14 protein-coding genes are annotated in these 25,737 nt (G+C 40.6%); 12 read left to right on the top strand and 2 right to left on the bottom strand.

Annotated elements, in window-relative coordinates; all coding sequences use genetic code 11:
• The first annotated feature begins 22 nt into the window (after nucleotides 1-22).
• The 4 genes from WG989_RS17965 (at nucleotide 23) to WG989_RS17950 (ending at nucleotide 10,020) form a co-directional block, all read left to right on the top strand.
• On the top strand, nucleotides 23-3,283 hold the full coding sequence (locus WG989_RS17965) for a glycoside hydrolase family 2 TIM barrel-domain containing protein (protein WP_340431432.1): 3,261 nt from the start codon (nucleotides 23-25) through the stop codon (nucleotides 3,281-3,283).
• A gap of 109 nt (nucleotides 3,284-3,392) precedes the next feature.
• Nucleotides 3,393-4,400 (top strand): glycosylase, encoded by a 1,008-nt coding sequence (locus tag WG989_RS17960; RefSeq protein WP_340431431.1) that lies wholly within the window; start codon nucleotides 3,393-3,395, stop codon nucleotides 4,398-4,400.
• A gap of 18 nt (nucleotides 4,401-4,418) precedes the next feature.
• On the top strand, nucleotides 4,419-7,718 hold the full coding sequence (locus WG989_RS17955) for a glycosyl hydrolase (RefSeq protein WP_340431430.1): 3,300 nt from the start codon (nucleotides 4,419-4,421) through the stop codon (nucleotides 7,716-7,718).
• Between the two features lie 7 nt (nucleotides 7,719-7,725).
• The gene (locus WG989_RS17950) at nucleotides 7,726-10,020 is read left to right on the top strand and encodes a DUF5703 domain-containing protein (RefSeq protein ID WP_340431429.1); all 2,295 of its coding nucleotides are present in this window, start codon (nucleotides 7,726-7,728) and stop codon (nucleotides 10,018-10,020) included.
• A 2-nt stretch (nucleotides 10,021-10,022) separates the two neighbouring features.
• On the opposite strand, the gene WG989_RS17945 is transcribed toward WG989_RS17950, so the two are convergent.
• Nucleotides 10,023-11,459 (bottom strand): sialate O-acetylesterase, encoded by a 1,437-nt coding sequence (locus WG989_RS17945; protein ID WP_340431428.1) that lies wholly within the window; start codon nucleotides 11,457-11,459, stop codon nucleotides 10,023-10,025.
• Between the two features lie 146 nt (nucleotides 11,460-11,605).
• On the opposite strand from WG989_RS17945, the gene WG989_RS17940 reads away from it, so the two are divergent.
• Nucleotides 11,606-12,532 (top strand): AraC family transcriptional regulator, encoded by a 927-nt coding sequence (locus WG989_RS17940; RefSeq protein WP_340431427.1) that lies wholly within the window; start codon nucleotides 11,606-11,608, stop codon nucleotides 12,530-12,532.
• A 427-nt stretch (nucleotides 12,533-12,959) separates the two neighbouring features.
• Here WG989_RS17940 and WG989_RS17935 read toward each other — a convergent pair whose 3' ends face one another.
• Nucleotides 12,960-13,982 carry a LacI family DNA-binding transcriptional regulator gene (locus WG989_RS17935; protein WP_340431426.1) on the bottom strand — a complete coding sequence of 341 codons (1,023 nt, stop codon included), beginning with the start codon at nucleotides 13,980-13,982 and terminating at the stop codon, nucleotides 12,960-12,962.
• A gap of 289 nt (nucleotides 13,983-14,271) precedes the next feature.
• On the opposite strand from WG989_RS17935, the gene WG989_RS17930 reads away from it, so the two are divergent.
• The 7 genes from WG989_RS17930 to WG989_RS17900 all read left to right on the top strand — a co-directional run bounded on the left by WG989_RS17930 (nucleotide 14,272) and on the right by WG989_RS17900 (nucleotide 25,720).
• Nucleotides 14,272-15,147: an inositol oxygenase family protein gene (locus tag WG989_RS17930; RefSeq protein WP_340431425.1), complete on the top strand. Its 876-nt coding sequence runs from the start codon at nucleotides 14,272-14,274 to the stop codon at nucleotides 15,145-15,147.
• Nucleotides 15,148-15,224: 77 nt separating this feature from the next.
• Nucleotides 15,225-18,266 (top strand): SusC/RagA family TonB-linked outer membrane protein, encoded by a 3,042-nt coding sequence (locus WG989_RS17925; protein ID WP_340431424.1) that lies wholly within the window; start codon nucleotides 15,225-15,227, stop codon nucleotides 18,264-18,266.
• Between the two features lie 18 nt (nucleotides 18,267-18,284).
• Nucleotides 18,285-19,958, top strand: a complete 1,674-nt coding sequence (locus WG989_RS17920) for a RagB/SusD family nutrient uptake outer membrane protein (RefSeq protein WP_340431423.1) — start codon at nucleotides 18,285-18,287, stop codon at nucleotides 19,956-19,958.
• An 85-nt stretch (nucleotides 19,959-20,043) separates the two neighbouring features.
• Complete coding sequence (locus WG989_RS17915) at nucleotides 20,044-21,036, top strand: metallophosphoesterase (RefSeq protein WP_340431422.1); 993 nt, start codon at nucleotides 20,044-20,046, stop codon at nucleotides 21,034-21,036.
• A 7-nt stretch (nucleotides 21,037-21,043) separates the two neighbouring features.
• Nucleotides 21,044-22,249, top strand: coding sequence for an acyltransferase family protein (locus WG989_RS17910; protein WP_340431421.1), 1,206 nt, complete (start codon nucleotides 21,044-21,046; stop codon nucleotides 22,247-22,249).
• 36 nt (nucleotides 22,250-22,285) lie between these two features.
• Nucleotides 22,286-23,917 (top strand): sodium/sugar symporter, encoded by a 1,632-nt coding sequence (locus WG989_RS17905; protein WP_340431420.1) that lies wholly within the window; start codon nucleotides 22,286-22,288, stop codon nucleotides 23,915-23,917.
• Nucleotides 23,918-23,947: 30 nt separating this feature from the next.
• A complete protein-coding gene (locus tag WG989_RS17900; RefSeq protein WP_340431419.1) occupies nucleotides 23,948-25,720 on the top strand; it encodes a hypothetical protein in 1,773 nt (590 codons plus the stop codon).
• Nucleotides 25,721-25,737: the final 17 nt, after the last annotated feature.

Below are 25,737 nucleotides of genomic sequence, written 5' to 3'. Positions count from 1 at the left end.
TCTTAGCGTACTTAGTGCCTTCGTGGTTCAACCTGTATTTGCACAGTTAGTTGATAAAACACCGGCTGCTGTTCCTGTTGCGCCAACAATTTTTAATAGAGAACCGTACGAAGATCCTTATGTGAGCGGAATTAATCGGGATCAATCAAGAGTAACTGCTTATTCGTTTGCGACTGTTGCAGATGCATTAACGAATGACAGAACAAAAAGCGGTCGTTATATTTCGTTGAACGGTGATTGGGATTTTTCCTTTGCATTAAAACCAGCTGATGCACCTAAAGATTTCTATAAAAGTAAAGTGAGTGGATGGAAGAAGATCAATGTTCCATCGAGTTGGGAAATGCAGGGTTATGATAAACCTATTTACAAAAGTGCAGTATATCCTTTCCGTCCTGTGAACCCGCCGCATGTGCCACAGGATTATAACGGCGTTGGTTGTTATCAAAAAACATTTACTGTTCCTGCCAACTGGAAGAATATGAACATCACGCTGCATTTCGGTGGTGTAAGTTCAGCTTATAAATTATGGATCAACGGAAAGTTTGCCGGTTATGCAGAAGATAGTTTTCTGCCAAGTGAATTCAACATCACGCCATACTTACAGGATGGAGAAAATGTAATTTCTGTCTGGGTGATCCGTTGGAGTGATGGTAGCTTTTTAGAAGACCAGGATCAGTGGCGCATGAGTGGTATACATCGTGAAGTGTATTTACATGCAGAACCTTCGTTGCGTATTGCAGATTTCTTTTATCAGACAAAACTTGATAAAGATTATAAAGATGCGTTGTTGAGTATTCGCCCACGTATTGAAAACTTAACCGGTAAGGATATGCCGGGTTATGTGTTGAAGGCCCAGGTGTACGATGCAAACAATCAACCTGTATTGCAACAGCCGCTTTCGAAAAAGACAGATGAGATCATCAATGAAATTCATCCACGGTTAGATCGTGTAAAGTTTGGACTGATGGAAACAAGCATCAGCAATCCAAAAAAATGGAGCCCCGAAGAACCGAACTTATATAAACTTGTGTTGACATTAGAAGACAGCACGGGTAAAGTACTCGAAGTAAAAACCTGCAAACTTGGCTTTCGTTCTATCGAATTCCGCAAGAGCGATAGCAAGTTACTCATCAATGGAAAACTAACTTATTTGTATGGAGTTAATCGTCCCGATCATCATCCGACAAGAGGAAAGGCTTTGACAAGAGAAGATATTCTGCAAGACATCAAAACAATCAAACAATTCAATTTTAATTGTGTTCGTCTCAGTCATTATCCAAGCGATCCGTATTTGTTAGACTTATGTGATGAGTTCGGCCTCATGGTCATTGATGAAGCGAATTTAGAAACACATGGACTGGGTGGAAAGCTGAGTCATGATGCGGCATGGGCAGGTGCTTATGTTGAGCGTATCAGTCGCATGGCCCTGCGTGATAAAAATCATCCAAGCATTATCATGTGGAGTTTGGGTAACGAAGCAGGCAGCGGGCCTAATCATGCAGCGATGGCGGCATGGATCAAAGATTTTGATATGACGAGACCTTTGCATTACGAACCTGCCATGGGCAGCCCGAAAGAAGAAGGTTATATCGATCCGAGCGACAGCAGGTATTTAAAAAGCAATGATCATTCGCACCGCATTCAGAATCCGTTGGATCAATATTATGTAGATGTGATCAGCAGAATGTATCCATCTGATTATACAGCACCATTGCTTGTGAATCAAAACAATGGCGATCATCGACCCGTTTTCTTTTGCGAGTATGCACATGCCATGGGCAACAGTGCAGGTAATCTCAAAGAATTCTGGGATCAGTGGCGAAGCATACCAAGAGTGATTGGTGGTGCCATCTGGGAGTTTAAAGATCAAGGCTTAGAGAAAACAGATTCTGCCGGTGTGAAATTCTATGCATATGGTGGTGATTATGGTGAACGCTATTTTGACAACTTCACTATCAAAGGAATTGTAAATGCCGATGGAAAACCAAAGGGAGTGATGTACGAATGCAAACGTCTTTTTCAACCCATACAGGTTGAATGGGCTGATTCTTCAAAAGGCATTATCCGCATCATAAACAGAAGTGAAGTAAAGAATGTGAATGCATACACGGCTTTTATTGTTGTGAAAGAAGATGGAAAAATTATTTCCAATCAACAGATCGGAGGGATTGATGTTTCTCCTGCAACAACAGTTGAATTTCCAGTTTCGAAATGGTTGCCGAAAACAAAAGCAACATCTGAGTATCATGTAGAGTTGAAGTTTGTATTGCAGAAAGCAGAAGCATGGGCACCGGCGGGTTTTGAGATTGCAAGTAATCAACTAGTATTAAAGCCTGCTAAGCAGGTAAAGCAATTATTAACTTCGGATACACTCGAAGTTTTACGAACTCATTATGAAATAGTTGTTAGAGGGAAGGACTTTAAAATGCGATTTCAACAAATGCACCATCCCGGCGGCATTAGTTCTTTTACATATCAAGGACAAGATTATGTTGCCAATTCTCTTGTGCCCAAATTTTCAAGACCGCTTACCGACAATGACAGCCGAGGATGGAAGCCACACCGAAAGATGAGGCAATGGTATGAGTACGAACTTAAGCATATGGGCACTTTTGTTAAAGATGTTACCAAAAATCAAGTGCAAATCGAAAGCTCATTTTACTTGATTAATGATAGCGTTCATGTAACGATTAAGTATACAATATTGTCAAATGCGGTCCTAAAAGTTGATTACTTTCTTACAGTAAAACCCGGCCTTCCAAATATTCCCAAAATCGGTATGCAGATGGGCATCAACAGACGCTACGAACAAATCGAATGGTTCGGTCGTGGGCCATTTGAAAATTACATTGATAAAAATTATGGCGCTGATGTGGGTATTTATAATTTACCGATCAATGATTTTATGGAAAACTATGTGGTGCCGCAGGAAAATGGCAATCGTACCGATGTACGTTGGATGTACCTGCACAATCAAAAATCAAAAGATGGATTATTGGTTGTTGCCGATAGTTTACTCAGCATGAGTGCTTGGCCTTATACCGAAGAAAATATTCAGAATGCCAAGCATACCAATAAGCTGAAAGATGCAGGCTTCATCACTCTCAATATCGATCTCATTCAAATGGGCGTTGGTGGTAACGATAGCTGGAGCGAAGTAGCTGCACCATTGGAACACTACCAGATCAAACCTAAAGCTTATTATCAATACAGTTTTTATTTAGTACCGTTCAATGCAAAAAAGAAATCAGCAGGTGAAAGAGCAAAAGAAATTAAGTTTTAAAATACAGGGCCACAAAGGCACGAAGGCACAAAGGAAGACTAAGTTTTTCTTTGTGCTTCTTTGCGCTCTTTACGTCTTTGTGGCAAATGCGCAAGTGCCGCAGGAAATAATGCAGAAAGTATACGAGGAAATAAAAACTCCTTACAAATACGGCTTGGTTGTTACGCCTGAAAATGATACAAAGAAAATTGATTGTCCGTCTGTATTTCGAAAGGGCAATTCCTGGTACATGACCTATATTCAGTTTGATGGTCGTGGTTATGAAACATGGATCGCAAAAAGTAAAGACTTGCTGGAATGGAAAACACTCGGCAAGATCATGAGTTTTTCTGACACTGCTGATTGGGATAATAATCAGAAAGCAGGATATATTGCTTTGCAGAATACGAAGTGGGGAAGTAATTATCAACTGGAAAAATATCAGAACAAATACTGGATGAGTTATATCGGCGGAAAGGATCGTGGTTATGAATCAGGTCCGTTAGCTATAGGTATTGCCAACACAACAAATGATCCAACCAAACCACATGAATGGAGCAGAATGCAACAACCAGTTTTGGGTTCAACTGATAAAGATGTTCGTTGGTGGGAAAACCGCAAGTTGTATAAAAGCACCATCATCCGTGATAAGGACAAAACACTCGGCAGCGAATTCATCATGTACTACAATGCCAATGGCGACAGTAGCGGCAATAAACCAAAGTGGCGCTGGTTCGAACGAATAGGTATGGCCGTAAGTGATGATATGGTTACATGGAAACGTTACCATGCCGATCCCGTAATGGAACATGGTGTTGGTATTACCGGAGATGCAGTGATTCAGAAAGTAAATGATGTGTGGGTGATGTTTTATTTTGGTGCGTTCTGGGAATCAAGAAAGAACGAAACCTTCAATCGTTTTGCCTGCAGCTATGATTTGGTGAACTGGACCGACTGGAAAGGGGATGATCTCATCAAATCATCCGAACCTTACGATGCCAAATATGCACATAAAAGTTTTGTGGTGAAATGGAAGGGTGTCGTTTATCATTTCTATTGCGCCGTTGATAATAAAGATCATCGCGGAATTGCGGTGGCAACTTCAGTTGACAAAGGAAAGAGTAAATTGCAGTTCTAAACGGCGGTTGTTTACCATATGCGAAAAATATCCCTTCACACATATTGTCTATTGATTGCGTTGATTTTTTCGATGCAGCTTTCTGCACAAACAATTGAGCAACGCTTTCTCAATCCTCCTCAATCTGCAAAACCCTGGGTATTCTGGTACTGGATGCATGCTGCAGTTTCTAAAGAAGGCATTACTGCTGATCTGCAAGCCATGAAAGAAGTAGGTATTGGTGGTGCATATTTAATGCCCATCAAGGATACGGTACACAAAATTCCTTTTCAACCAACAGTTCGTCAATTATCTCCTGAATGGTGGGCCATGGTGAAGTTTGCCATGCAGGAAGCAAAGCGTTTGAATTTACAATTAGGCATGCACGTGAGTGATGGGTTTGCATTAGCTGGTGGTCCATGGATCACGCCGGAACTAAGTATGCAGAAGCTGGTGTGGACGAAAACCTATATTGCTGATGGTTCAATTGAAAAGATCAACTTATCACAACCGGAAGGCAAAGAGGATTATTATAAAGATATTGCTGTGTATGCTTACCCTGCTGTAAGCAGTGCTGCGTTTTCCGAAGTTGTATTGGTGCCATCTGTTACTACCAGTAACGGCATCAGGGCATCTTTCCTTTCGTTCCAGGGAAGTAATAATCAAAGTTATAAAAGCGACAGTACCTGCTGGATCCAATACAAATATCCAAAACCATTTACCTGTCGTTCTATTCGAATAAAGACTGGTGGTAATTCTTACCAGGCACATCGTTTATCCGTTCTCGTGAGTGATGATGGTATTGAGTTCAGAAAGCACACACAATTACAAGCGCCACGTCATGGCTGGCAGGATGCGGATGAAGATGTTACACATGCTATTCCTGAGATCACCGCACAATATTTTCGTTTTGTGTATGAGAAAGAAGGAAGCGAAACTGGCTCAGAAGATCTTGATGCAGCTAAATGGAAGCCGTCATTAAAAGTGATCGGAATTTATTTAAGTGATGAACCAATGATCAATCAATACGAATCAAAAAATGGTTCGGTGTGGCGCATCAGTGAAACAACAACAAAAGAACAAGTGACGGATGCAATGGCGATACCAATGAAGAATATCGTCAATTTAACCGGTAAGATGGATGCAGATGGAAACCTTAACTGGAAAGCTCCAGCAGGAAACTGGGTGATTGTTCGTATTGGTCATACATCAACCGGACATACAAACTATACCGGTGGTGCTGGCTTGGGTTTAGAAGTTGATAAGTTTAATGCATCGGCCGTAAAGTTGCAATTCGATAATTGGTTTGGAAAAGCATTTGCGCAAGATGCAGCTTTAGCAAAGCAAGTGTTGAAAGTATTTCACGTTGATAGTTGGGAATGTGGCAGTCAGAATTGGGGAGCAAATTTTGCAAATGAGTTTAAGAAAAGAAGAGGTTACGATCTGATGCCTTACTTGTTGGTGATGGCTGGCGTACCGGTTGAAAATGCAGTAAAGTCAGAAAAAGTATTGCACGATGTTCGTACGACCATTGCTGAATTGGTGAACGATGTGTTTTATACTACATTAAAAAAGGAGGCACATGCATTGGGTTGTGTTGTAAGTGCAGAAGCCATTGCGCCAACCATGGTGAGTGATGGGTTGCTGCATTATAAACATACTGATCTGCCGATGGGTGAGTTTTGGCTGAACAGTCCAACACATGATAAACCAAATGATATGCGTGATGCCATCAGTGGTGCACATATCTATGGTAAGAAAATTATTCAATCTGAATCATTTACATCTGTGCGTATGAACTGGGGCGAACATCCCGGCAATTTAAAAGCACTTGGCGATCGCAACTTTGCATTAGGTATTAATAAAATGGTGATGCATGTGTTTACACATAATCCGTGGCTCGATAAAAAACCGGGGATGACCTTGGATGGTGTGGGTTTGTATTTTCAGCGTGATCAAACATGGTTCAAGCAAAGCAAAGCATGGATCGATTATTTAACAAGATGTCAATCACTCTTGCAATTGGGCGATCCTGTTGTAGATGTTGCTGTGTTTACAGGAGAAGAGATACCACGTCGTTCGATTTTGCCTGATCGTTTGGTGAACACATTGCCCGGTATTTTTGGAAAAGAACGAGTTGAAGCAGAGAAGAAGCGATTAGAAAATAAAAATCAGCCATTGCGACAAATACCGGATGGCGTAACACACTCAGCAAATATGGCTGATCCGGAAGACTGGATTGACCCATTGAATGGATATACTTATGATTCATTTAATCCGGATGCATTGATGTTAATGCAGGTGAAGAATGGAAGAGTAGTATTGCCCGGCGGAGCAAGCTATGGCGTGTTGGTGATACCGGGTAAGATGTTGATGAATCCAAACCCAACGATGAGTGCTACCCTTCAGAAGAAATTACAGCAACTTGCGAATGCAGGAGCGAAGATGGTGGTGGATCAACAATGGATAAAGTTCTTTGCTAAGAATAAGAATGTGGTGGCAGCACCATATATGGAAAGTTCATTTGAGAAGTTGGGTGTGAAGAAAGATGTGGAGATTGAGGGAAATGATCAACATGCAATTGCATGGACGCATCGTACAACAAAAGATGCGGAGATCTATTTCCTATCCAATCAAAGTAACATTACTCAAAATTTTAAAATCAAATTCAGAGTCGGGCAATATGATCATGTGGAGTATTGGAATCCTGTAACAGGTGAAATGTTGAATTGGGATTTTTTGGGCAACGACAACAAATTTGGAATAGGGATGGCTCCGGGCGATGCTTATTTTCTTGTATTCAGAAAAACAAAAGAAACAAAGGCAAAACAACTTTCGGATGGAATTACAGAGGAGTCGGAAGTGGCTTTTAATTCTACAGACTGGAAAATTCAATTTGATCCAAAAACAGGTGGACCGTCTGTGCCAGTTGAAGCAACAGAACTGAAAAGCTGGACAATGTCTGTTGATTCAACCATTAAGTACTATTCCGGCACTGCTGTTTATTCAAGGGCATTTGAGTGGAAAGATGGTGTTATAAACCGACCTGTTTATTTGGAGATTGATTCACTGTACAACATTGCCACAGTAAAACTAAACGGTATCGAGTGTGGTACAGTGTGGACCTTTCCTTATTCACTTGATGTCACCAAAGCTTTGAAACAAGGAACAAATAAAATCGAAATAGCTGTCACCAATACCTGGCACAATCGTTTGATAGGCGATGAGCTGTTACCACAGGAGAAAAGAGTTACATGGACAACGGCACCTTTCCGTTTCAAAGGAAAATCATTATTACCAGCGGGAATTGTTGGAGCAGTTAAAATAGTTGTGAGATAGAAATCAAATGAAGCCATTTATACTTTTCCTTTTTATTGCATGTTCTGTTACTCTTAGTGCGCAACAGAGCTATGATGTCATCTGGAATAGCCAAAGCATCAACGCATCTGAATCAATGCCATGCGGCGCTGGAGATATTGGTATGAATGTATGGGTGGAGAAAGGTGAGTTGTTGATCTATGTTGCACGCAGCGGAAATTTTGATGAGAACAATGCTTTGATGAAGACGGGTAGGATACGAGTGAAACTGTTTCCCAATCCATTTGCAGGAACCAACTTTCAACAACAACTGCATTTACAGGAGGGACATGTATCGGTTGAAGGCGAACACAACGGAGTCAAAGCAACAATACGAATATGGGCTGATGTGTTTCGTCCTGTTGCGCATATTGAGATCAACAGTAACAAAAAAATAAATGTAGAAGCTGCTTACGAAAGCTGGCGCTATCGTGATCGAATCATCACAACAAGAGAAAACTGGGGCAACTCCTGGAAATGGGGAGCACCCAAGAACAACGTGTATAAAAAAGATGTGATCGACTTTAACAGCAATGAAGTATTGTTCTATCATCATAACAGCAGCGAAACAATTTTTGATGCAGTGGTGAAGCAACAAGGAATGGAGTCGGTGAAAGATCAACTGTACAATCCCTTAAATCAATTGGCATTCGGTGGTTCGTTCAGCGGAAAGAATTTTGTCGCAGTTGGAACAGATACAGGTTCGTATGCGAATACTGATTTCAAAGCATGGAAATTAAAAAGCAAATCAGCATCGAAACAACATGCATTGCAACTCTCCTTACACAATGCACAGGTTTCAGATATTGCTACCTGGAAACAATCACTTGATTCTTTGCAGCAAAAGGCTAAGATTGATAAAACTTCTTTTCAGAAAACACAGCAATGGTGGAAGGAGTTCTGGAGCAGGAGTTTTATTGCTGTTGATCCAACACAAAAAGATAAACGTTCATGGGAAGTAGGTCGTAACTATCAACTCTTCCGTTACATGCTTGCATGTAATGCAAAAGGAGCATGGCCTACAAAGTTCAACGGTGGATTGTTAACAGTTGATCCAATTTATACCGATACAATCAATAAAGGACTTACACCTGATTACCGCAACTGGGGTGGTGGATTGGTTGCAGCACAAAATCAACGGTTGGTTTATTTTCCAATGATCAAGAATGGAGATTGGGATCTGTTGCAGCCGCAACTCAATTTTTATTTGCGCTTGCAAAAGAATGCTGAGTCAAGAACAAAAGTCTATTGGAATCATGCAGGGGCATGCTTTACCGAGCAGATGGAAAATTTTGGTCTGCCGAATTATGCAGAGTATGGAACCAAACGTCCTGATTATTTTGATAAAGGTGTTGAATACAATGCATGGCTCGAGTACGAATGGGATACCGTGTTTGAATTTTGTTTGATGATGTTGCAGGAAGCCGAATACACAAGTAGAGACATCAGCGATAAAGTTCCATTCATTATCAGTTGTCTGCAGTTCTTTGATGAGCATTATCAATATCTCGCCAGACAAAGAGGAGCAAAGGCATTGGATGGAAATGGGCATTTAGTATTGTTTCCCGGCAGTGCTGCGGAAACATTTAAGATGACGAATAATTCGGTTACAACTGTTGCCGCAATGCAAACCATCATCAAAAAAATACTTGCAACAAAAACTTCAAATCTTACAGCAGAACAAAAACAATATGTTGAGTCATTATTGAAACGTGTTCCTTCATTAAGCTATCAGCAATTCAATGGTCATACAACCATTGCTCCAGCAAAAACATGGGAACGCATCAACAATACCGAATCGCCACAATTGTATCCTGTGTTTCCGTGGGGGATCTTTGGCATTGGTAAACCCGGTTTTGATACTGCATTAAATACATGGCACTACGATACATCAGTGATCAAATTCCGCAGTCATGTTGGATGGAAGCAGGATAATATCTGGGCAGCACGGTTAGGCCTAACCGAAGAAGCATGGCGCTTAACTTCATTGAAACTGCAAAGCAGTGAACGTCGTTTTCCTGCTTTCTGGGGACCGGGTTACGATTGGGTGCCCGATCATAACTGGGGCGGCAGTGGAATGATCGGCTTGCAGGAAATGTTATTGCAAACAGATGGGCAACGCATTCTTTTATTTCCTGCGTGGCCCAAAGAAAAAGATGTACACTTTAAATTACATGCGCCATCTAATACTACTGTTGAAGCAGAGTTGAAAGATGGTAAGCTTGTGAAGTTGATTGTGCTGCCGGAAGAGCGGAAGAAGGATGTGGAGTTGATGATGAAATAATCTCACCAATCATCACTTCTAAAACTACTCACAGGAAATCCTTCCACACTAAACAAATCACCAATTACAAAATCCTTAAAAGCATAGCGAACAGCAACCGGCTCTTTCACATCAGGTGCTGAAAGAATAATGGTGCCTCCGCTGATCAATGCTTTTGCCGGACGAAAAATTTTATTGGCACCGGCAACTTCAAATAACAGTAATGATTTGCCATACGACGTTAAACCATTGGGTGCACCGCTGAATTTGATTGTAACTGTATTGCCGCTTACTGTCATCGATTCATAAGCCGGACTTTCATATCCAAAGCCTTTTAATCCGTAGGTTTTTGCTAGTGCCATGTAGGCTAAGCGTTTGCTGCCGTTTGCTTTATCGGCCGGATGAATATTAAATTCTTCACCAATATCCATCAACACCACCATGCCACTGTTTGGAATTTTTGCTAATGCTTTACGTTGTGCATCACGTAAATAAGCAGAGTTGTTGTTGACTGCATTCACAGCAGCATAATTGTTATAGTTGTACGGAGCGATCTGAAAAAAGTAAAAAGGAAAATCGCCTTGTGCGCTTTGCTCACGGATCTGTTTTACAAAAGCAGGAAACAATGTTTCGTATTGCTTTGGACGATCGTTATTACTTTCGCCCTGATACCAGAGACAACCCTTAATAGTATAACCAAGAAATCCTTTCAACATACCATTATATAAAACAGTTGGCGTTCGGTTGTTCAATCGAGCTGTATCAGTAGGTGATGGCACTTTTAATTCTGGAAATTGTTTTAACGTTTCTGCATCCATAAATGCTTCCACCGGTGATCCGCCATAGCTGATGTTTACCAAACCAATTGGCACTTTTAATTTTTCGTGAAGCATCTTTCCAAAATAATAAGCAGTTGCGCTGAAGTTGTTTACAATTTCTGGCTCTGCCAATTTCCATGGAGAAGCTTTTGTTGTATCCTGTGGCGTACGTTGTACCGAACGTGGCACAGTGTACAAACGTATCTGGTCATTTGCTGAATTAAAAACAGCATCGTTCGCTCCAAGTATTGGTTGGTCACGGAAACCCTTCATTGGCATTTCCATATTTGATTGTCCGCTGCAAAGCCACACTTCACCAATCAATACATTCTTTAATGTAACAGGGGTGCCATCACTTATAACAATGCTGTAAGGCCCTCCTGCAGCAGGGGTCTTCACTTTTAATTTCCATTTGCCGCTTGCATCTGCCTTGGCACTATACTTTGCTTTGTTCCATGAAGTAGTTACCTGCACATTACTTCCCGCAGTAGCCCAACCCCAGATAGCTGCATCGCTTTGTTGCTGCAACACCATGTTGTCGCTAAAGAAATAAGGTAATTTAATAGCGGCTGAAACAGGAAATGAAGCAAGGCCTGCAATTAAAAACAGGCAGAAACGCTTTGTTAGGCTAAGTTGAAACATAGTGGTTGTTTAAGGAGTTTCGAATGTACTTGTTTCTTTTATTTATCTGGAGAAATGGGAGAGATTTATGAGAGCAGGAAACAGTATTTCACAGATGAAGTTCTTTTTTAGTAATTTCCACTTTCGATCATCAGATGCTTGCAGTTATGAGCGAAAATAAAGAAGGTTCACATAAGAATATTTGGTATGGCCTGGGCCGTCAGCGGATTGAAATTCCAAAAACAATTTTAAAGGCGAGGATATTGTCGAATCCATTGCTGAAGCATTTGCATGTATGTTCCATCGGGTATTACCCAAAAGCAAAAGATCATTTTACGTATCGAAAAAAAGGGCTCCCCGAAAATTTCCTGTTTTATTGCGTAGATGGAAATGGCTGGTTTCAGGTCGGTAAACAGAAGTACGAGGTAGGACCCAATGAGTTTTTCATTTTGCCGCAGAATGTTGAGCATTCGTACGGCAGTAATCCAAACCATCCGTGGACCATTTATTGGATTCACTTTGGCGGCGATTCATTACCCCAGTTGAATGAAGTGCAGGAAGTGCAAAAGAATTTCAAACCGGTATATGTAAAAAATAATGGTGAGATCATTCCCATCTTCTCAAAAATTTACAAAACACTGGAGTTGGGTTACAGTATCGATAACCTGTTGTTTGCAAACATGTGCTTTTCGCATTTTCTAACCTTGTTCATTTACAATTCCCGGCATTATACTGCTACTTCAACCGATAAGCTGGATTGTGTGGATAGCGCCATCCTGTTTATGCAGGAACGTATCAACGACAATATTTCGCTGAATGATTTGAGCAAACAGTACAATTATTCAGTGTCCCGTTTCTCCAATCTCTTCAAACAAAAAACAGGCTATGCCCCCATCGATTATTTTTTGCAAATGAAAATGCAGAAAGCCTGTCAGCAATTGGATTTCAGCGATCGCTCCATAAAAGATATTGCTTTTAGTATGGGTTTCGACGATCCCTATTATTTCTCCAAGCGATTCAAAACCATTATTGGAATGTCGCCTAAAAAATACCGTACAAGAAGGGTAGATGAGGCCAAACTAAATATGATGTAAGCAACCTGGGCATAACTTACTGATCAAAAAAATCTTTGCGTTCCAAATTCTGCTACATATTGACGACGAAATGCTATTTCTCCTGGTATTTTGGCATTATTGCGTTCATGTTGTCAAATCGAGCAAACGTTAGGAATTTGGCTTCCCGGCAGAAACGCTAAATTGAATAGTCTGGCGCATATTAAACCGCTTGATTGCATTTGTTGAGATGAAATTAGGGGTTAATAAATCAGAAACATCTTCTAATTTCCAGCAAAAACTAATCTATTCCTCAGCTATCAAAAGGTTGAATTACCTAAGTTTTCAATTTAAGCAACTATCTAATTCAATTCTCCGTAAAATTTGTAATCTAAGAGGCTTTTTACATCAACCATTAAAAAGTTCGAACTGGCGGCAGTCATCCCGACTTCGCAAAATCAAAAAAATATTAATTACTCATCGTTGAGTTACGCTCGATCAATGTTGATGGTAATACCAGCTTGGTATCAGCAGCGATGGCATGTTTCTTTTTTTCAATTAACGTAAAAAGAATTTCTGCTGCACTTTTACCAATGTCGAAAGCTGGTTGTGTAATAGTAGTGAGCGATGGATTTAAGATCGGCGCCGTTTCCAATGTTGAAAAAGCAATTACTTTCAAATCATGTGGAATATTGATACTGCTTGAAAGACTTACCAAATAGATCTGCATGGCAAGCCGCTCAACCGAGGCAACAATACCATCGATCTCAATATGTGTTTCCATTAATTCTTTCACCTGGTCAAAGATCATTTCCGGCGTTCCGGTACAATCGATCACATATTGATAATTCTCTGTTGGTAAACCGGCATCAGTAAGTGCAGCTGCAAAACCTGCTGCCCTTTTACTGCAAATGGATAATGAAAGTGACGTGGAAAGAAAAACAGGATGCTTACAACCTTTTTCTAATAAGAGTTTTGCGGATTGATAGCCGCCTTCGTAATCGTTAGTAACTACTTTGGGTGCCTGTAAGCTTTCGAAGTCTCTGTCAAAAAAAACAAAAGGGATGTTTTCGTCCTTTAGTTTTTGGATATGATCGGCATCGGTTGTCTCGCTGGATACAGAGATCAGCACACCATCTACCCGTCCGCTGCAACAATGGTTCACCACATCTTTTTCAATGGAAAAACTTTCATGTGACAGATAAATGAGTACATGATAATTTTTTTGAGCGGCCACTGCCTGGATGCCGTTGATAGCTAAAGAGAAAAAGTTATCTGCTACTTCCGGTAAAATAACGGCGATGGTTTTGCTTTTTTGTTTGCGCAGGCTGCTGGCGTAAGGGTTAGGCACATAGTTCAATTCGTTTGCCAGTGCCATTACTTTTTTCTTTGTTTCTGCACTTATCTCGTGGCTGTCCTTCATGGCTTTTGACACCGTTGCAATGGAAAGACCAAGCTGTTGGGCTAATGTTTTTATTGTAAGCTTACTCATACAGGAAAGCCAAAGTGAATGTTTGGTTATGGTACTAATGCAATGTAAAGATATATCGGTTAGCGAAATCGGTTTCGTAAATAAAGTGAATGAAACTAACGGTATTATCCAAATAAAAATTGTCATTTTAACTTTTACAATCACCAACGACTTGCATGCATATGAAACAAGGAAGCAACTTCTGCTTTTTCCTGTATTCTGTATCAACTCTGTATGAGTTGGTGAACAGATATCTCACTTACACTTTGCTTTTAACCGCATATACAGTCATCATTTTTAAATAAGCTTTATGAGTAAAAACAACTTTGAGGCAGTGCCATTGAATAACCTTGACGAATGGGAAGATGATCTTCTCCGTCGTTATCCCGATCCGGAAGCCATTGCAACTGCAAAAGCAACCGATGAATACCGCAATTATGAAGAGCCTGCCAGAGATACGGTGAAAGAGTTTTACCGGCTCAACCATACCTATCAAACCTATGCGTTTGTACAGGAGAAGCGGAAAGAGTTTCTGCAGTTCAATAAAAAGGAAATGACGGTGTGGGATGCGTTTGATTTCCTCAATCAATTGGTGGATGATTCTGATCCTGATACCGATCTTGATCAGTTGCAACATCTGCTCCAAACTTCAGAAGCGATCCGTCGTGATGGTCATCCTGACTGGATGGTGTTGGTGGGGTTGATGCACGATATGGGTAAAGTGCTATGCCTCTTCGGCGAACCGCAATGGGCTGTTGTGGGCGATACGTTTCCTGTTGGTTGTGCCTATTCCGACAAAGTTGTATACCCGGAATACTTTGCAGCCAATCCTGATTTTAAAGATGCTGTTTACCAAACAAAATATGGTGTGTACAAACCCAACTGCGGTTTGCGTAATGTAGATATGAGTTGGGGGCACGATGAATATGTGTACCAGATGCTGAAGGGTCATATTCCGGAAGAAGGATTGTACATGCTCCGTTATCATTCGTTTTATGCGTGGCATCGGGAAGGTGCATACGATCATTTACTGGACGATCACGATCGTAACATGCTGAAATGGGTGCAACTCTTTAACCCTTACGATCTCTATTCAAAAAGTCCTGAACCGCCGGATTGGAAAAAGCTGCGACCGTACTATGAAGAACTGGTTGCAAAATATCTGCCGGCTACACTTAAATTTTAAACAACCAACTGACAGATATGAACAAGATCCAATATCCTTCAAACCGTTTCTTACTATAACTCCTAAAACAAACTGCTATGATGCAAATTTTTAAACAACGATTGCTTTACCGTTATGCATTGCCAGGCATAATGGTTCTTTTTCTTGCACTTGTTACATCAGGTGTAAGTGCACAGCAAACACAGGTTAGCGGAACTGTGAAAGATGAGAAAGGTGAACCTGTACCATCTGCAACAGTATCTGTAAAAGGCAAAACTGTTTCAGTAACAACTGCAACAAATGGTTCATTTACCATTTCAGCAAAAGCAAATGATGTGCTGGTGATCAGTGCCGTTTCTTTTGCAGAACTGGAAGTAAAAGTTACATCTGCTTCAACGTACGACATTGTGCTATCATCTTCATCAGTTGCATTAACAGATGTAGTGGTAGTAGGGTATGGCCGTAGTTCTAAACGAACCATCTCCAGTGCCATCACTTCTATAAAACCGGAAGATCTCAACCGTGGTGCTATTGGCGATGTGGGTCAGTTGTTACAAGGTAAAGTGCCGGGTTTGAATATTACAGCAAGTGGCGATCCAAATCGACCTGCTGCTGTAATCCTTCGTGGGGCATCAACTGTAAACAGTCCGCAAGGTCCGTTTTATGTAATTGACAATATACCGGGTGCAGATATCAATGCAGTTGCTCCGGATGATATTGCTTCCATGGACATTTTAAAAGATGCATCGGCAACAGCCATTTATGGTAACAGAGCTTCGAACGGTGTGATCATGGTTACCACCAAGAAAGGTAAAAAGGGCAAACTGACAGCTGCGTATAATGGCTATGTGGGATTTGAAAGTGTAAGCAGCAGCCTGGAATTGATGGATGCTTCTCAATTAAGGGCCTATGCGCAAAAAAATAGTTTTACACCCAATACAAATGATGATAAAGGTGCCAATACCAATTGGATGAAGGCAATACAAAAAGGTTCAGCGTTATCGCACAACCACAACCTTTCTTTTAGTGGTGGAACAGATAAAAGTATATACAGTGCCAGCCTCAACTATCTCAAAAAAGATGGTATCATTTTACAAAGTAGTTTGGAGCGTGTAATTGGCCGAATCAGTGCAGAGCACCATGCGTTAAACGATCATTTGACGTTGGGTTTAAATCTGATGAGCAGTAACAGTGTAGCATCCAACGTTCCGTTACAGAACATGGTGTTTCAACAAGCTGTAAAATTCAACCCTATGTCGCCGGTGTATAATGCGGACGGTAGTTTTTTTGAAAACTTCAATAATCCGGGATATTTCAATCCGGTATCAATTATCAAGAATGCCCAGGACGATACCAAGTACGGTTCATTACAGGGAAACTTTACAGCAGAGGCGAAACTGCCGTTTAATTTAACGGCGAATCTAAACCTCGCTTACCAGCGTGGCACCTGGCTGCATGGTGAATATTACAATAGTTATTATTCACAAAACTACAGTACAGGAAATTTTTATACCAATGGTGATCCCGGTGGTGGACGCAGCCTGCGTAATTTCTATTCCAACGGTCTTGCTTACAGAGGCTATTATCAAAGCAGTTCAAAAACAATGGAAACTTTTTTGACTTGGGGTAAAAAATTCGGTGCACATAACATCAAGGCTGTTTTAGGATATAGCTGGCAAAAGAATACCAACAACGAAGGATTGCAAACAAGTCAAACCAATTTTGTAAACGATTATACAGGGTATAATAATTTGGGTCTTGGCAACTACCAAACCGTAAACGGATTTGCCGTTGATTATGGTGGAGCTGTTTATGAAGAAACAAATTTCATCTCCGACTTCTTCCGTTTGAATTATGATTTCAACGAAAAGATACTGGTACAGGCTTCTGTTCGGAGAGATGGGAGCTCAGTATTTGGTAAAAATAAAGAGTGGGGTTATTTCCCCGCAGCAAGTGTGGCATGGCGCATTTCAGAAGAAGATTTTCTGAAAAACGTTTCCTTCATCAATGATTTGAAGTTACGTGTGAGTTATGGTGAAACAGGAAATGCATTTGGATTGGGTGCATACAATGCACAGCGTTTGTATAACAAATCAGGAACTTATTATAACAATGGTGTATTTGCTGCATCATTCAGATCTACGCAGGGCTCTAACCCCGATTTACAATGGGAAGTTACAGCAACCAAAAACCTTGGGTTAGATTATGGTTTCTTGGGTGGGAAAATTGCAGGTTCAATCGATCTGTATGAAAAAACTACTACCAACATGGTGTTCCCTTATGCAGTAGCTCAATCAATTGATCCAAGTGGTTTCTTATGGTTGAATGTTGGTAAGATCAGAAACCGTGGTGTTGAGTTCAGTGTAAATATCAATGCAGTAAGCCAAAAGAATTTTAGCTGGAGTACAGGTTTTAACCTTGCCAGCAACAAAAATGTGATCCTTGATCTAAAAGGACCTGAACAATATGGTGTGAATGCTGATTCTACTTATTACACACAAATCGATGGACCTGGTACTACCGGCAGCCGCCTTCAGATTTTAGCAGTAGGTGGTCCGTTGGGACAGTTTTATTCATTCCAGTACACAGGTAAAGATGCAAACGGCAACTCATTGTTCTTGAAAAAAGATAAAACAGAGACAGCCAACCCTTCCAACATTTCGGATTATCATCCTTTAGGTAGTCCGCAGCCTACATTAATGTTTGGTTGGAATAACACACTCCGGTACAAAAATTTTGATCTCAATTTCTTTGTAAGAGGTGTGCTTGGGAACAAAATTTTCAATGCAACACGTGCCGATCTTTCGTACGTGGTTACTGCAGGACAAACCAATATCAGTCCTTATGCAACTGATGATAAAAGAACCGATGCACGGAACAACCTCTTTTCATCACGCTATGTAGAAGATGGTTCTTACCTGCGTTTCGACAATGCTACGTTAGGTTACAAGTTTAATATCAAAAGCGATTACATCAGCATGTTGCGTTTTTATGCTACTGTAAACAACCTGTTTGTAATTACAAAATACAAAGGCATTGATCCTGAAATTAACCAAGGTGGTGCATCATTAGGAGTTGACTATAATAGTTTCTATCCTAAAACACGCACTGTTCTTTTGGGTGTATCAGTTGGTTTTTAATGATTAAAAAAACATTTTATGAATAAGATTTTGAAACAATTTATAATAGTGATAGCAGCCGGCTTATTTATGAGCTCCTGCCATAAAATTGAGGTAACTCCCAATTCACTTTATACAGAAGATGTATTCCCAAAAACCGATGCCGAATTTCAGTCGGTAATGGGTACTATTTATACCAGTTTGCGTGGACATTATTCACTTGCCTATTGGTTTGCACAGGAAATCAGTTCCGATGAGGCCATTCTTCCTGTTTATGGTGGTAACTGGCTCGATGGACAAGGATATATTCAACTGCACCGTCACGATTGGAACAAGGACCATGGCTGGATAACAACCGTGTGGAATGATGCCAATTCAATTGTGGGGCTTTGCAACCAAACCATGTTCATTTTCAAAAATGCACCTGAGGGTGATTCGAAAAACACCGCATTGGCAGAATTAAGAACACTGAGAGCTTATGCTTACTGGGAGTTGCTGGATATGTTTGGTAATGTTCCATTAGATACAATTTATCCAAGCCCCGGTGTGCAGGCAAAAGCTACAAGGGCCGAAGTCTTCAACTTTGTAGAATCTGAATTAAAAGCTGCTCTTCCATTCTTAAAAACTGCTACTGGAAGCAGTACTTACGGTAAAGTAACAAGGTGGATGGCGCAGGCCATGCTGGCAAAACTTTATTTGAATGCGCAGGTGTATGCTGGTACTGCAAAATACAATGAAGCGATAGCTGCCTGTGATGCAATTATCAGCTCTGGAAATTTTGCGGTGGAAGGCAGAGGTACTTATTTGAATCAGTTTTCTCCTACAAACGGTCCTTCATTCAAAGAGTTTATTTTCGCTATTCCCTACGATCCTTCTACAAGTAATGGTTATTTATTTCATGGTCGTTACGATCTCAACCGCAACCTTGGCATCAAGTATCGTTATTCAGGCAGTACGCCGGGTAGCTATTCATTCAATCAAATCACTTTAAACCAAACATCAGGAAATGGCTTGATCAATGCACGACCCAGCGGGCCACGTGCTACATTATCCAGCTTTTACAACAGTTACTTTACAGCCGATGCCAATGATATCAGAAATAATCAATGGCTGGTGGGTAATCAATTTTGGTCCGATGGTAGTCCGATCATGGTTCGAACAACCAAAAAAGGATATGACCAGTTTTATACAGGATCTGATGGAGGTGATGCGTATACCTATCAGCTTTACATTGATTCGGTTATTTCTGCACGATTGAATCCTACTTCTATCGATTGTGGTAATGATGAAATTGCATGGAATATGGGTATCCGCAATATCAAATTTTTGCCTGATGCCAATTCATCAAGCCGCAACCAAAGTAATGATGCTCCTATATTCCGGTACTCTGATATTTTGTTGATGAAAGCAGAAGCAATTTTGAGAGGAGGAACTGCCACGAATGGACAAACAGCTCTTTCGCTTGTAAATATGGTACGCAGCAACCGAACTACTTCTGCAGCCTGGGCTGCGGTAACACTTGATGATCTGTATGCTGAACGGGCTCGTGAGTTTACATGGGAGTGCTGGCGCAGAAATGATATGATCCGCTTTGGTAAGTATGAAACCGCTTATGGTTTCAAAACAAATACAGATACATATCGCCGGATATTTCCAATTCCAACTGCGGCAATGAACACAAATCCAAAACTGGTTCAGAATCCGGGTTACTGATTTTTTTAGCAGGGTTTCATAATCAATAGTTAATCACCCCGGGGTTGTCAAGCCCCGGGATTTTTCTATCACTTATATTTATAACATGCAATCACTACTCCAAAAGTCAATTCTATTTTTTGCTTTTGTTTTGTGCCATCACTTTCTGCAGGCACAGGTATTGGTAAAAGATTCAGCTGCTTTACCAAAGGCAGATGCAAAGTTGATCAAGAAAGAGAAGGCCCTGCATTTTATTGCCATGGGCGATTGGGGACGGAATGGTGCCGATCATCAACGTGAAGTAGCAAAGCAAATGGGTATTACTGCCAATGAAATTGGTTCGCAGTTTACCATTGCAACAGGTGATAATTTTTATCCAAGCGGTGTTATCAGTGAATGGGATCCGCTATGGAAGTATTCCTTTGAAGATATTTATACCGATTTTCGTTTGCAATGGGATTGGTATCCTGTGTTGGGAAATCATGATTACAAAAGCAATCCCGATGCACAAGTAAAATATTCAACCATCAGCAGAAGATGGAAAATGCCTGCACGTTATTATGCAAAAACATTTTCGATCAATGGCGATACAACACAACAGGTTTTGTTGGTATTCATTGATACCAACCCATTGATCCCTGAGTTTTATAAAAATGCAGAATATGGTCCGCATGTAAAGGGGCAGGACACAACGAGGCAAAAACGCTGGATGGAAAAGCTCCTCAGCAATAAATCGCCCAACATTAAATGGAAAATTGTAGTAGGGCATCATCCCATGTATAGCGGTGGCAGCAGAACAGAAGCTTACGACACTAAAGCCATTCGCAATACATTGAAGCCGATGTTCGATAAGTATAAAGTAGATGTTTATCTTGCCGGGCATGAACATAGTTTGCAGCATATGTTATCTGCAGGTAACATGCATCATATCATTTCCGGTGCAGCATCCGAAAAAACACCTGCACGTTTAATTGAAAACAGTTTACTGTCTGCTTCTGAGTATGGCTTCTTTGTATTTTCAGTTACCGGAAATGAATTGTTATTGCAAACAGTAAATGATACAGGGAGAATTATTTACAGCTACATCATAAAAAAATAGTTTCTGTTTGAACCAGGCCGCAACACATAACCAACCAACTAAAACAAACAACAGGCTCTTATCGCTTGATGCTTTGCGTGGCTTTGATATGTTCTGGATCGTAAGTGGCGAAGGAATTATTCATGGTTTCGCCAATGCAGTAAAACAAACACATGGACTGCAACAGGATGCTGTAAGCTGGCAGATGCAGGTGACAGATGACCTTGGGTTCTTTGAAAAACTGGCGGTGCATGCGAGTAATCAACTTCATCATACAGTTTGGAACGGCTTTACATTTTATGATCTTATTTTTCCGCTGTTCATTTTTATTGCAGGCATCAGTATGCCGTTCTCTTATAGTAAACAGTTAAGTGCAGGTGTTGATGCAAAAAAGAAAATTTACCGTTCACTCATCAAACGAACAATATTGTTATTGTTGCTTGGTATGATCGTAAATGGCTTGTTGCAATGGAAAGGATTTGAAGAAACACGTTTTGCAAGCGTGTTGGGACGTATTGCACTGAGTTGTTTTTTTGCTGCATTGATTTATCTCAACAGTTCGTTCAGGTGGCGCATTGCATGGGTTGTGTTCATCTTACTTGGCTATTGGTTGGTGATGATGGTTGTTCCTGTTCCCGGCTTTGGTGCAGGCGTACTAACTCCTGAAGGAAATTTTGCAGCATATATTGATCAGCTGTTATTGCCAGGTAAGATGCATCGGCCAACTTATGATCCGGAAGGATTGCTATCAACCATTCCTGCAATTGCAACAGCGTTGCTGGGCATTTTTACCGGAGAATATTTACGTTCAAAAAAAGAAACTGCACAAGCGAAAACAATGTACATATTGGTTTGCGGAGTAATACTTGTACTTGTTGGTTGGCTTTGGAGTTTTGTATTTCCCATTAACAAAAACATGTGGACGAGTTCTTTTGTGCTTTATACCGGTGGATGGAGTTTGCTGCTGCTTGCTCTGTTTTATTTTGTAATTGATGTGTTGGGTTTCAAAAAATGGAGCATGCCTTTTGTATGGCTGGGTTGCAATTCAATTCTGATTTATATGGCTGCACATGGCGTGGTAAATTTCATGTCAACTTCTGAATTTTTATTTGGCGGTACTGTTCAGCTGGTGGATGCCAAATGGCAGGAAGCTTTTTTATGGATCGGTGTTGCTTTTATACAGTTTGCAGGATTATATCTCCTGTATAAACGAAAATGGTTTTTAAAACTATAACAATCTTTCAAAGCGAAAGCGTTAACGAAATTGCTCATGCATACATTACAACTTGCCGATTACATTGTGTTCTTTGTCTACTTCATTGCTATATCGGCATACGGTTATTATATTTTTCATAAGAAGAAATCAAAAACTGCCAGCTCAAAAGATTTCTTTTTGGCTGAAGGTTCATTAACATGGTGGGCTATCGGTGCTTCACTCATCGCCTCCAATATTTCTGCAGAACATTTTATTGGCATGAGTGGTTCAGGGTTTGCATTAGGTCTTGCTATTTCAACTTACGAGTGGATGTCGGCTGCAACCTTGATCATCGTTGCAGTATTCATCATCCCACTTTATCTCAAGAACAAGATTTACACCATGCCACAGTTTTTGGCAAAACGGTATAACGATCAGGTGAGTACCATCATGGCAGTGTTCTGGTTGTTCGTATATGTATTTGTAAATCTTACTTCTATTATTTATTTAGGAGCATTAGCGATCTCTTCCATTTCACCTATCAGTTTTGAATGGAGCATTGTTGGGTTGAGTGTATTCTCCATCATTGTTACATTGGGTGGAATGAAAGTGATCGGTTATACTGATGTGATACAGGTGTTGGTATTATTGATCGGTGGATTAGTGACAACCTACCTTGCATTATCCTTACTCGCAGATAAGTTTGGTTTTGATGGAAATATTCTTGAAGCGTTAGGTGTATTACGCAAAGAAGCGCCGGAACATTTTCATATGATCTTCGATAAGTCGAGTCCGCACTACAAAGAGTTACCGGGGATGTCGGTATTGATCGGTGGGATGCTCATTAATAATTTAGCTTATTGGGGTTGCAATCAATACATCGTTCAACGTGCATTGGGCGCCGATCTTAAAACTGCACGTAACGGAATTTTGTTTGCAGCATTTTTAAAACTGTTGATCCCAGTTATTGCAGTATTGCCAGGTATTACCATGTATGTGCTGCATCAGAACGGAATGTTTCAACAGGAGATGGCAGATGCAGCAGGGAATATCAAACCCGATCATGCCTATCCAACCTTAATGAACTTATTACCTGCGGGTTTAAAAGGCGTGGCCTTTGCTGCATTAACAGCAGCAATTGTTGCATCGCTTGCAGGAAAAGCAAACAGTATTTCAACTATTTTTTCACTTGATATTTATAAAAAGTATTTCAACAAAGAAGCATCTGAACGAAAGCTGGTACTTACAGGTCGTTGGGCAGTGATCATTTCGATGGTTGTTGCAGCCATTGTTACACCTGCATTAAAATCACTCGACCAGGCTTATCAATTCATACAGGAGTATGTAGGATTCTTTTCACCAGGCGTATTAGCAATTTTCTTATTGGGTATGTTCTGGAAACGTACAACCGCTGCTGCTGCATTAGCAGGTGCGGTGTTAACAATTCCTGTGTCAACGGTATTAAAGTTTTTACCGATGTGGACAAACGGATGGTTCCCTGATTACCCTTTTCTTGATCGTATGACGATCACTTTCTTTGTGATCGTTGCAATGATGGTGAGCATGAGTTTGCTGAAACCAAATAAGCCGGGTGATACACAAAGCATTGAAGTTGACAAATCAATGTTTAAAGTTTCGACACCCTTTATCATTGGTTCTATAATTATTTGCGGCATACTTGCAGCATTGTATACAGTGTTCTGGTAAGCGAGACATAGTAGTTTAAAATTTTCAGATATGAAAAAGATGAACAGAACTGAGTTTTTGAAAATAGGAACAATGGCAGCCTTGAGTCCGTTGTTTGTAAAAGCAACAGCAAATGATCTTACTGTATTCATTGATGCAGAGCTGATGAATCGTTTGCTTGCAGCAAATGATAAAACAGCCTCGCAATTGATTGAATCGGTTAAGCCGGGCAACTTGCGCTTCAGCCGTATGATCGCTTATGATATTGCAGTGCTTACAGCTGCTTATTGTGCAAAGGGTTCGGCTTACTATCACAAAACAGAAGTGATAAGTAAGATCGATATACTGACGAAGTTTTTAGCATCTGCACAATCAGAAGATGGAACGGTGAATGTGGGTAATCTTGAATCGCCGCCCGATACGGCCTTTTTGATTGAGATACTTGGTCCTGCTGCTTCTATTATGCGGAAAGATAACAGCAGTGAATTGCAGGATGTGCAGCAACAACTAAAACAAATTTTATTAAAAGCAGGTGAAGGACTTGCAACAGGTGGTATTCATACACCCAATCACCGATGGGTTATTTCTGCAGCACTGGCACAGATCAATCATTTATATCCCAATAAAAAATACAGTAACCGCATTAACGATTGGCTGGGCGAAGGCGTGTACATTGATGCTGATGGTCATTATCCCGAACGCAGCGGTATTTATTCGGGTGTGGAGAATGCAGCTTTTATTACTATTGCACGATTAGCGAATAAGTCTTCGCTGTATGTACCTGTCAGAAAAAATCTTTCGATGTATCAGTACTACATTGAACCGAATGGAGATTTGGTGCGCAACGATTCAAGACGACAGGATCAGTATGAGTATGCAGCCAGAACAAGTACGCTTTTTTATCTGCAGTATCGCTTTATGGCTGTTCATGAAAAGAATAAACTCTTTGCTGCCATCTGCAAAAAGATCGAAGCAACAAAGGATTTTGAAAAAGATATTCTTACACGTTCGTTGTTTTATTTCCTGGAAGATGAAACATTGCAGCAGCAATTACCAACAGCTGATGTATTGACTGAGCGTTACGAAAAACTATTTCCAACTTCACATTTGTTGCGCATCAAAGAAAAAAATACAACAGTTACATTATTTGGTGGCACAGATCAGCCGTTGCTTATTGCATCGGGCCGTTCAAACTCTCCTGATTTTTTCTCGTACAGAAAAGGCGATGCCATTTTAAAGTATATGCGTTTGTCTTCCAGCTTTTTCAGCATGGGTTATTTTTACAGCGATGGTTTGCGTAAAGAAGGCAACAGTTATGTGTTGAGGAAGAAACTTGAGGTTCCTTACTATCAGCCACTGCCAAAAGAAAAGCGGAAGGCAAATGGTGATTATAAATTGTCGCCGAGTATTGATGATCGCTTCTGGAATAAAATGGATTTCAGCAACCGACCTGTGAGTAATGTAAAAACATTAGAAACAAGTATCCGCTTAACCGAAACAAAAGGAACAGTTGAGCTGGAGTTTGAATTAAAAGGAATGAAAGGCGTACCGGTTACCATTGAATTATGTTTTAAAGAAGGCGGGCAGTTAACCGGTGTTACTGCAGCCGATGCAAACAGCAATAGTTTTCTGGAGCAGGGTACAGGTGAATATCACTCCGGCAATGATGTGATTACATTTGGCCCCGGTGCGGTAACACATAAACAGGTAATGAATCTGGAAGGCGAACGTTACAGTACACACTTCGGCACATTGCGTACCAAAGGTGAGCATGTGTACGTTACAGGTATTACACCGTTTAAACATAAGCTGACGTTTAGTTAAGTAATCATTTTCAGAGT

It is taken from the genome of Lacibacter sp. H407 (genome assembly GCF_037892605.1).
In the GTDB taxonomy this organism is placed as follows: Bacteria; Bacteroidota; Bacteroidia; order Chitinophagales; family Chitinophagaceae; genus Lacibacter.
This window is presented reverse-complemented; position numbering and strand designations above follow the sequence as displayed.

Excerpts from the sequence above, each read along its gene's own strand:
- WG989_RS17960 (WP_340431431.1), top strand. The coding sequence starts at position 3,393 with ATGCAGAAAGTATACGAGGAAATAAAAACTCCTTACAAATACGGCTTG.
- WG989_RS17955 (WP_340431430.1), top strand. The coding sequence starts at position 4,419 with ATGCGAAAAATATCCCTTCACACATATTGTCTATTGATTGCGTTGATT.
- WG989_RS17950 (WP_340431429.1), top strand. The coding sequence starts at position 7,726 with ATGAAGCCATTTATACTTTTCCTTTTTATTGCATGTTCTGTTACTCTT.
- WG989_RS17945 (WP_340431428.1), bottom strand. The coding sequence starts at position 11,459 with ATGTTTCAACTTAGCCTAACAAAGCGTTTCTGCCTGTTTTTAATTGCA.
- WG989_RS17940 (WP_340431427.1), top strand. The coding sequence starts at position 11,606 with ATGAGCGAAAATAAAGAAGGTTCACATAAGAATATTTGGTATGGCCTG.
- WG989_RS17935 (WP_340431426.1), bottom strand. The coding sequence starts at position 13,982 with ATGAGTAAGCTTACAATAAAAACATTAGCCCAACAGCTTGGTCTTTCC.
- WG989_RS17930 (WP_340431425.1), top strand. The coding sequence starts at position 14,272 with ATGAGTAAAAACAACTTTGAGGCAGTGCCATTGAATAACCTTGACGAA.
- WG989_RS17925 (WP_340431424.1), top strand. The coding sequence starts at position 15,225 with ATGATGCAAATTTTTAAACAACGATTGCTTTACCGTTATGCATTGCCA.
- WG989_RS17920 (WP_340431423.1), top strand. The coding sequence starts at position 18,285 with ATGAATAAGATTTTGAAACAATTTATAATAGTGATAGCAGCCGGCTTA.
- WG989_RS17915 (WP_340431422.1), top strand. The coding sequence starts at position 20,044 with ATGCAATCACTACTCCAAAAGTCAATTCTATTTTTTGCTTTTGTTTTG.
- WG989_RS17905 (WP_340431420.1), top strand. The coding sequence starts at position 22,286 with ATGCATACATTACAACTTGCCGATTACATTGTGTTCTTTGTCTACTTC.
- WG989_RS17900 (WP_340431419.1), top strand. The coding sequence starts at position 23,948 with ATGAAAAAGATGAACAGAACTGAGTTTTTGAAAATAGGAACAATGGCA.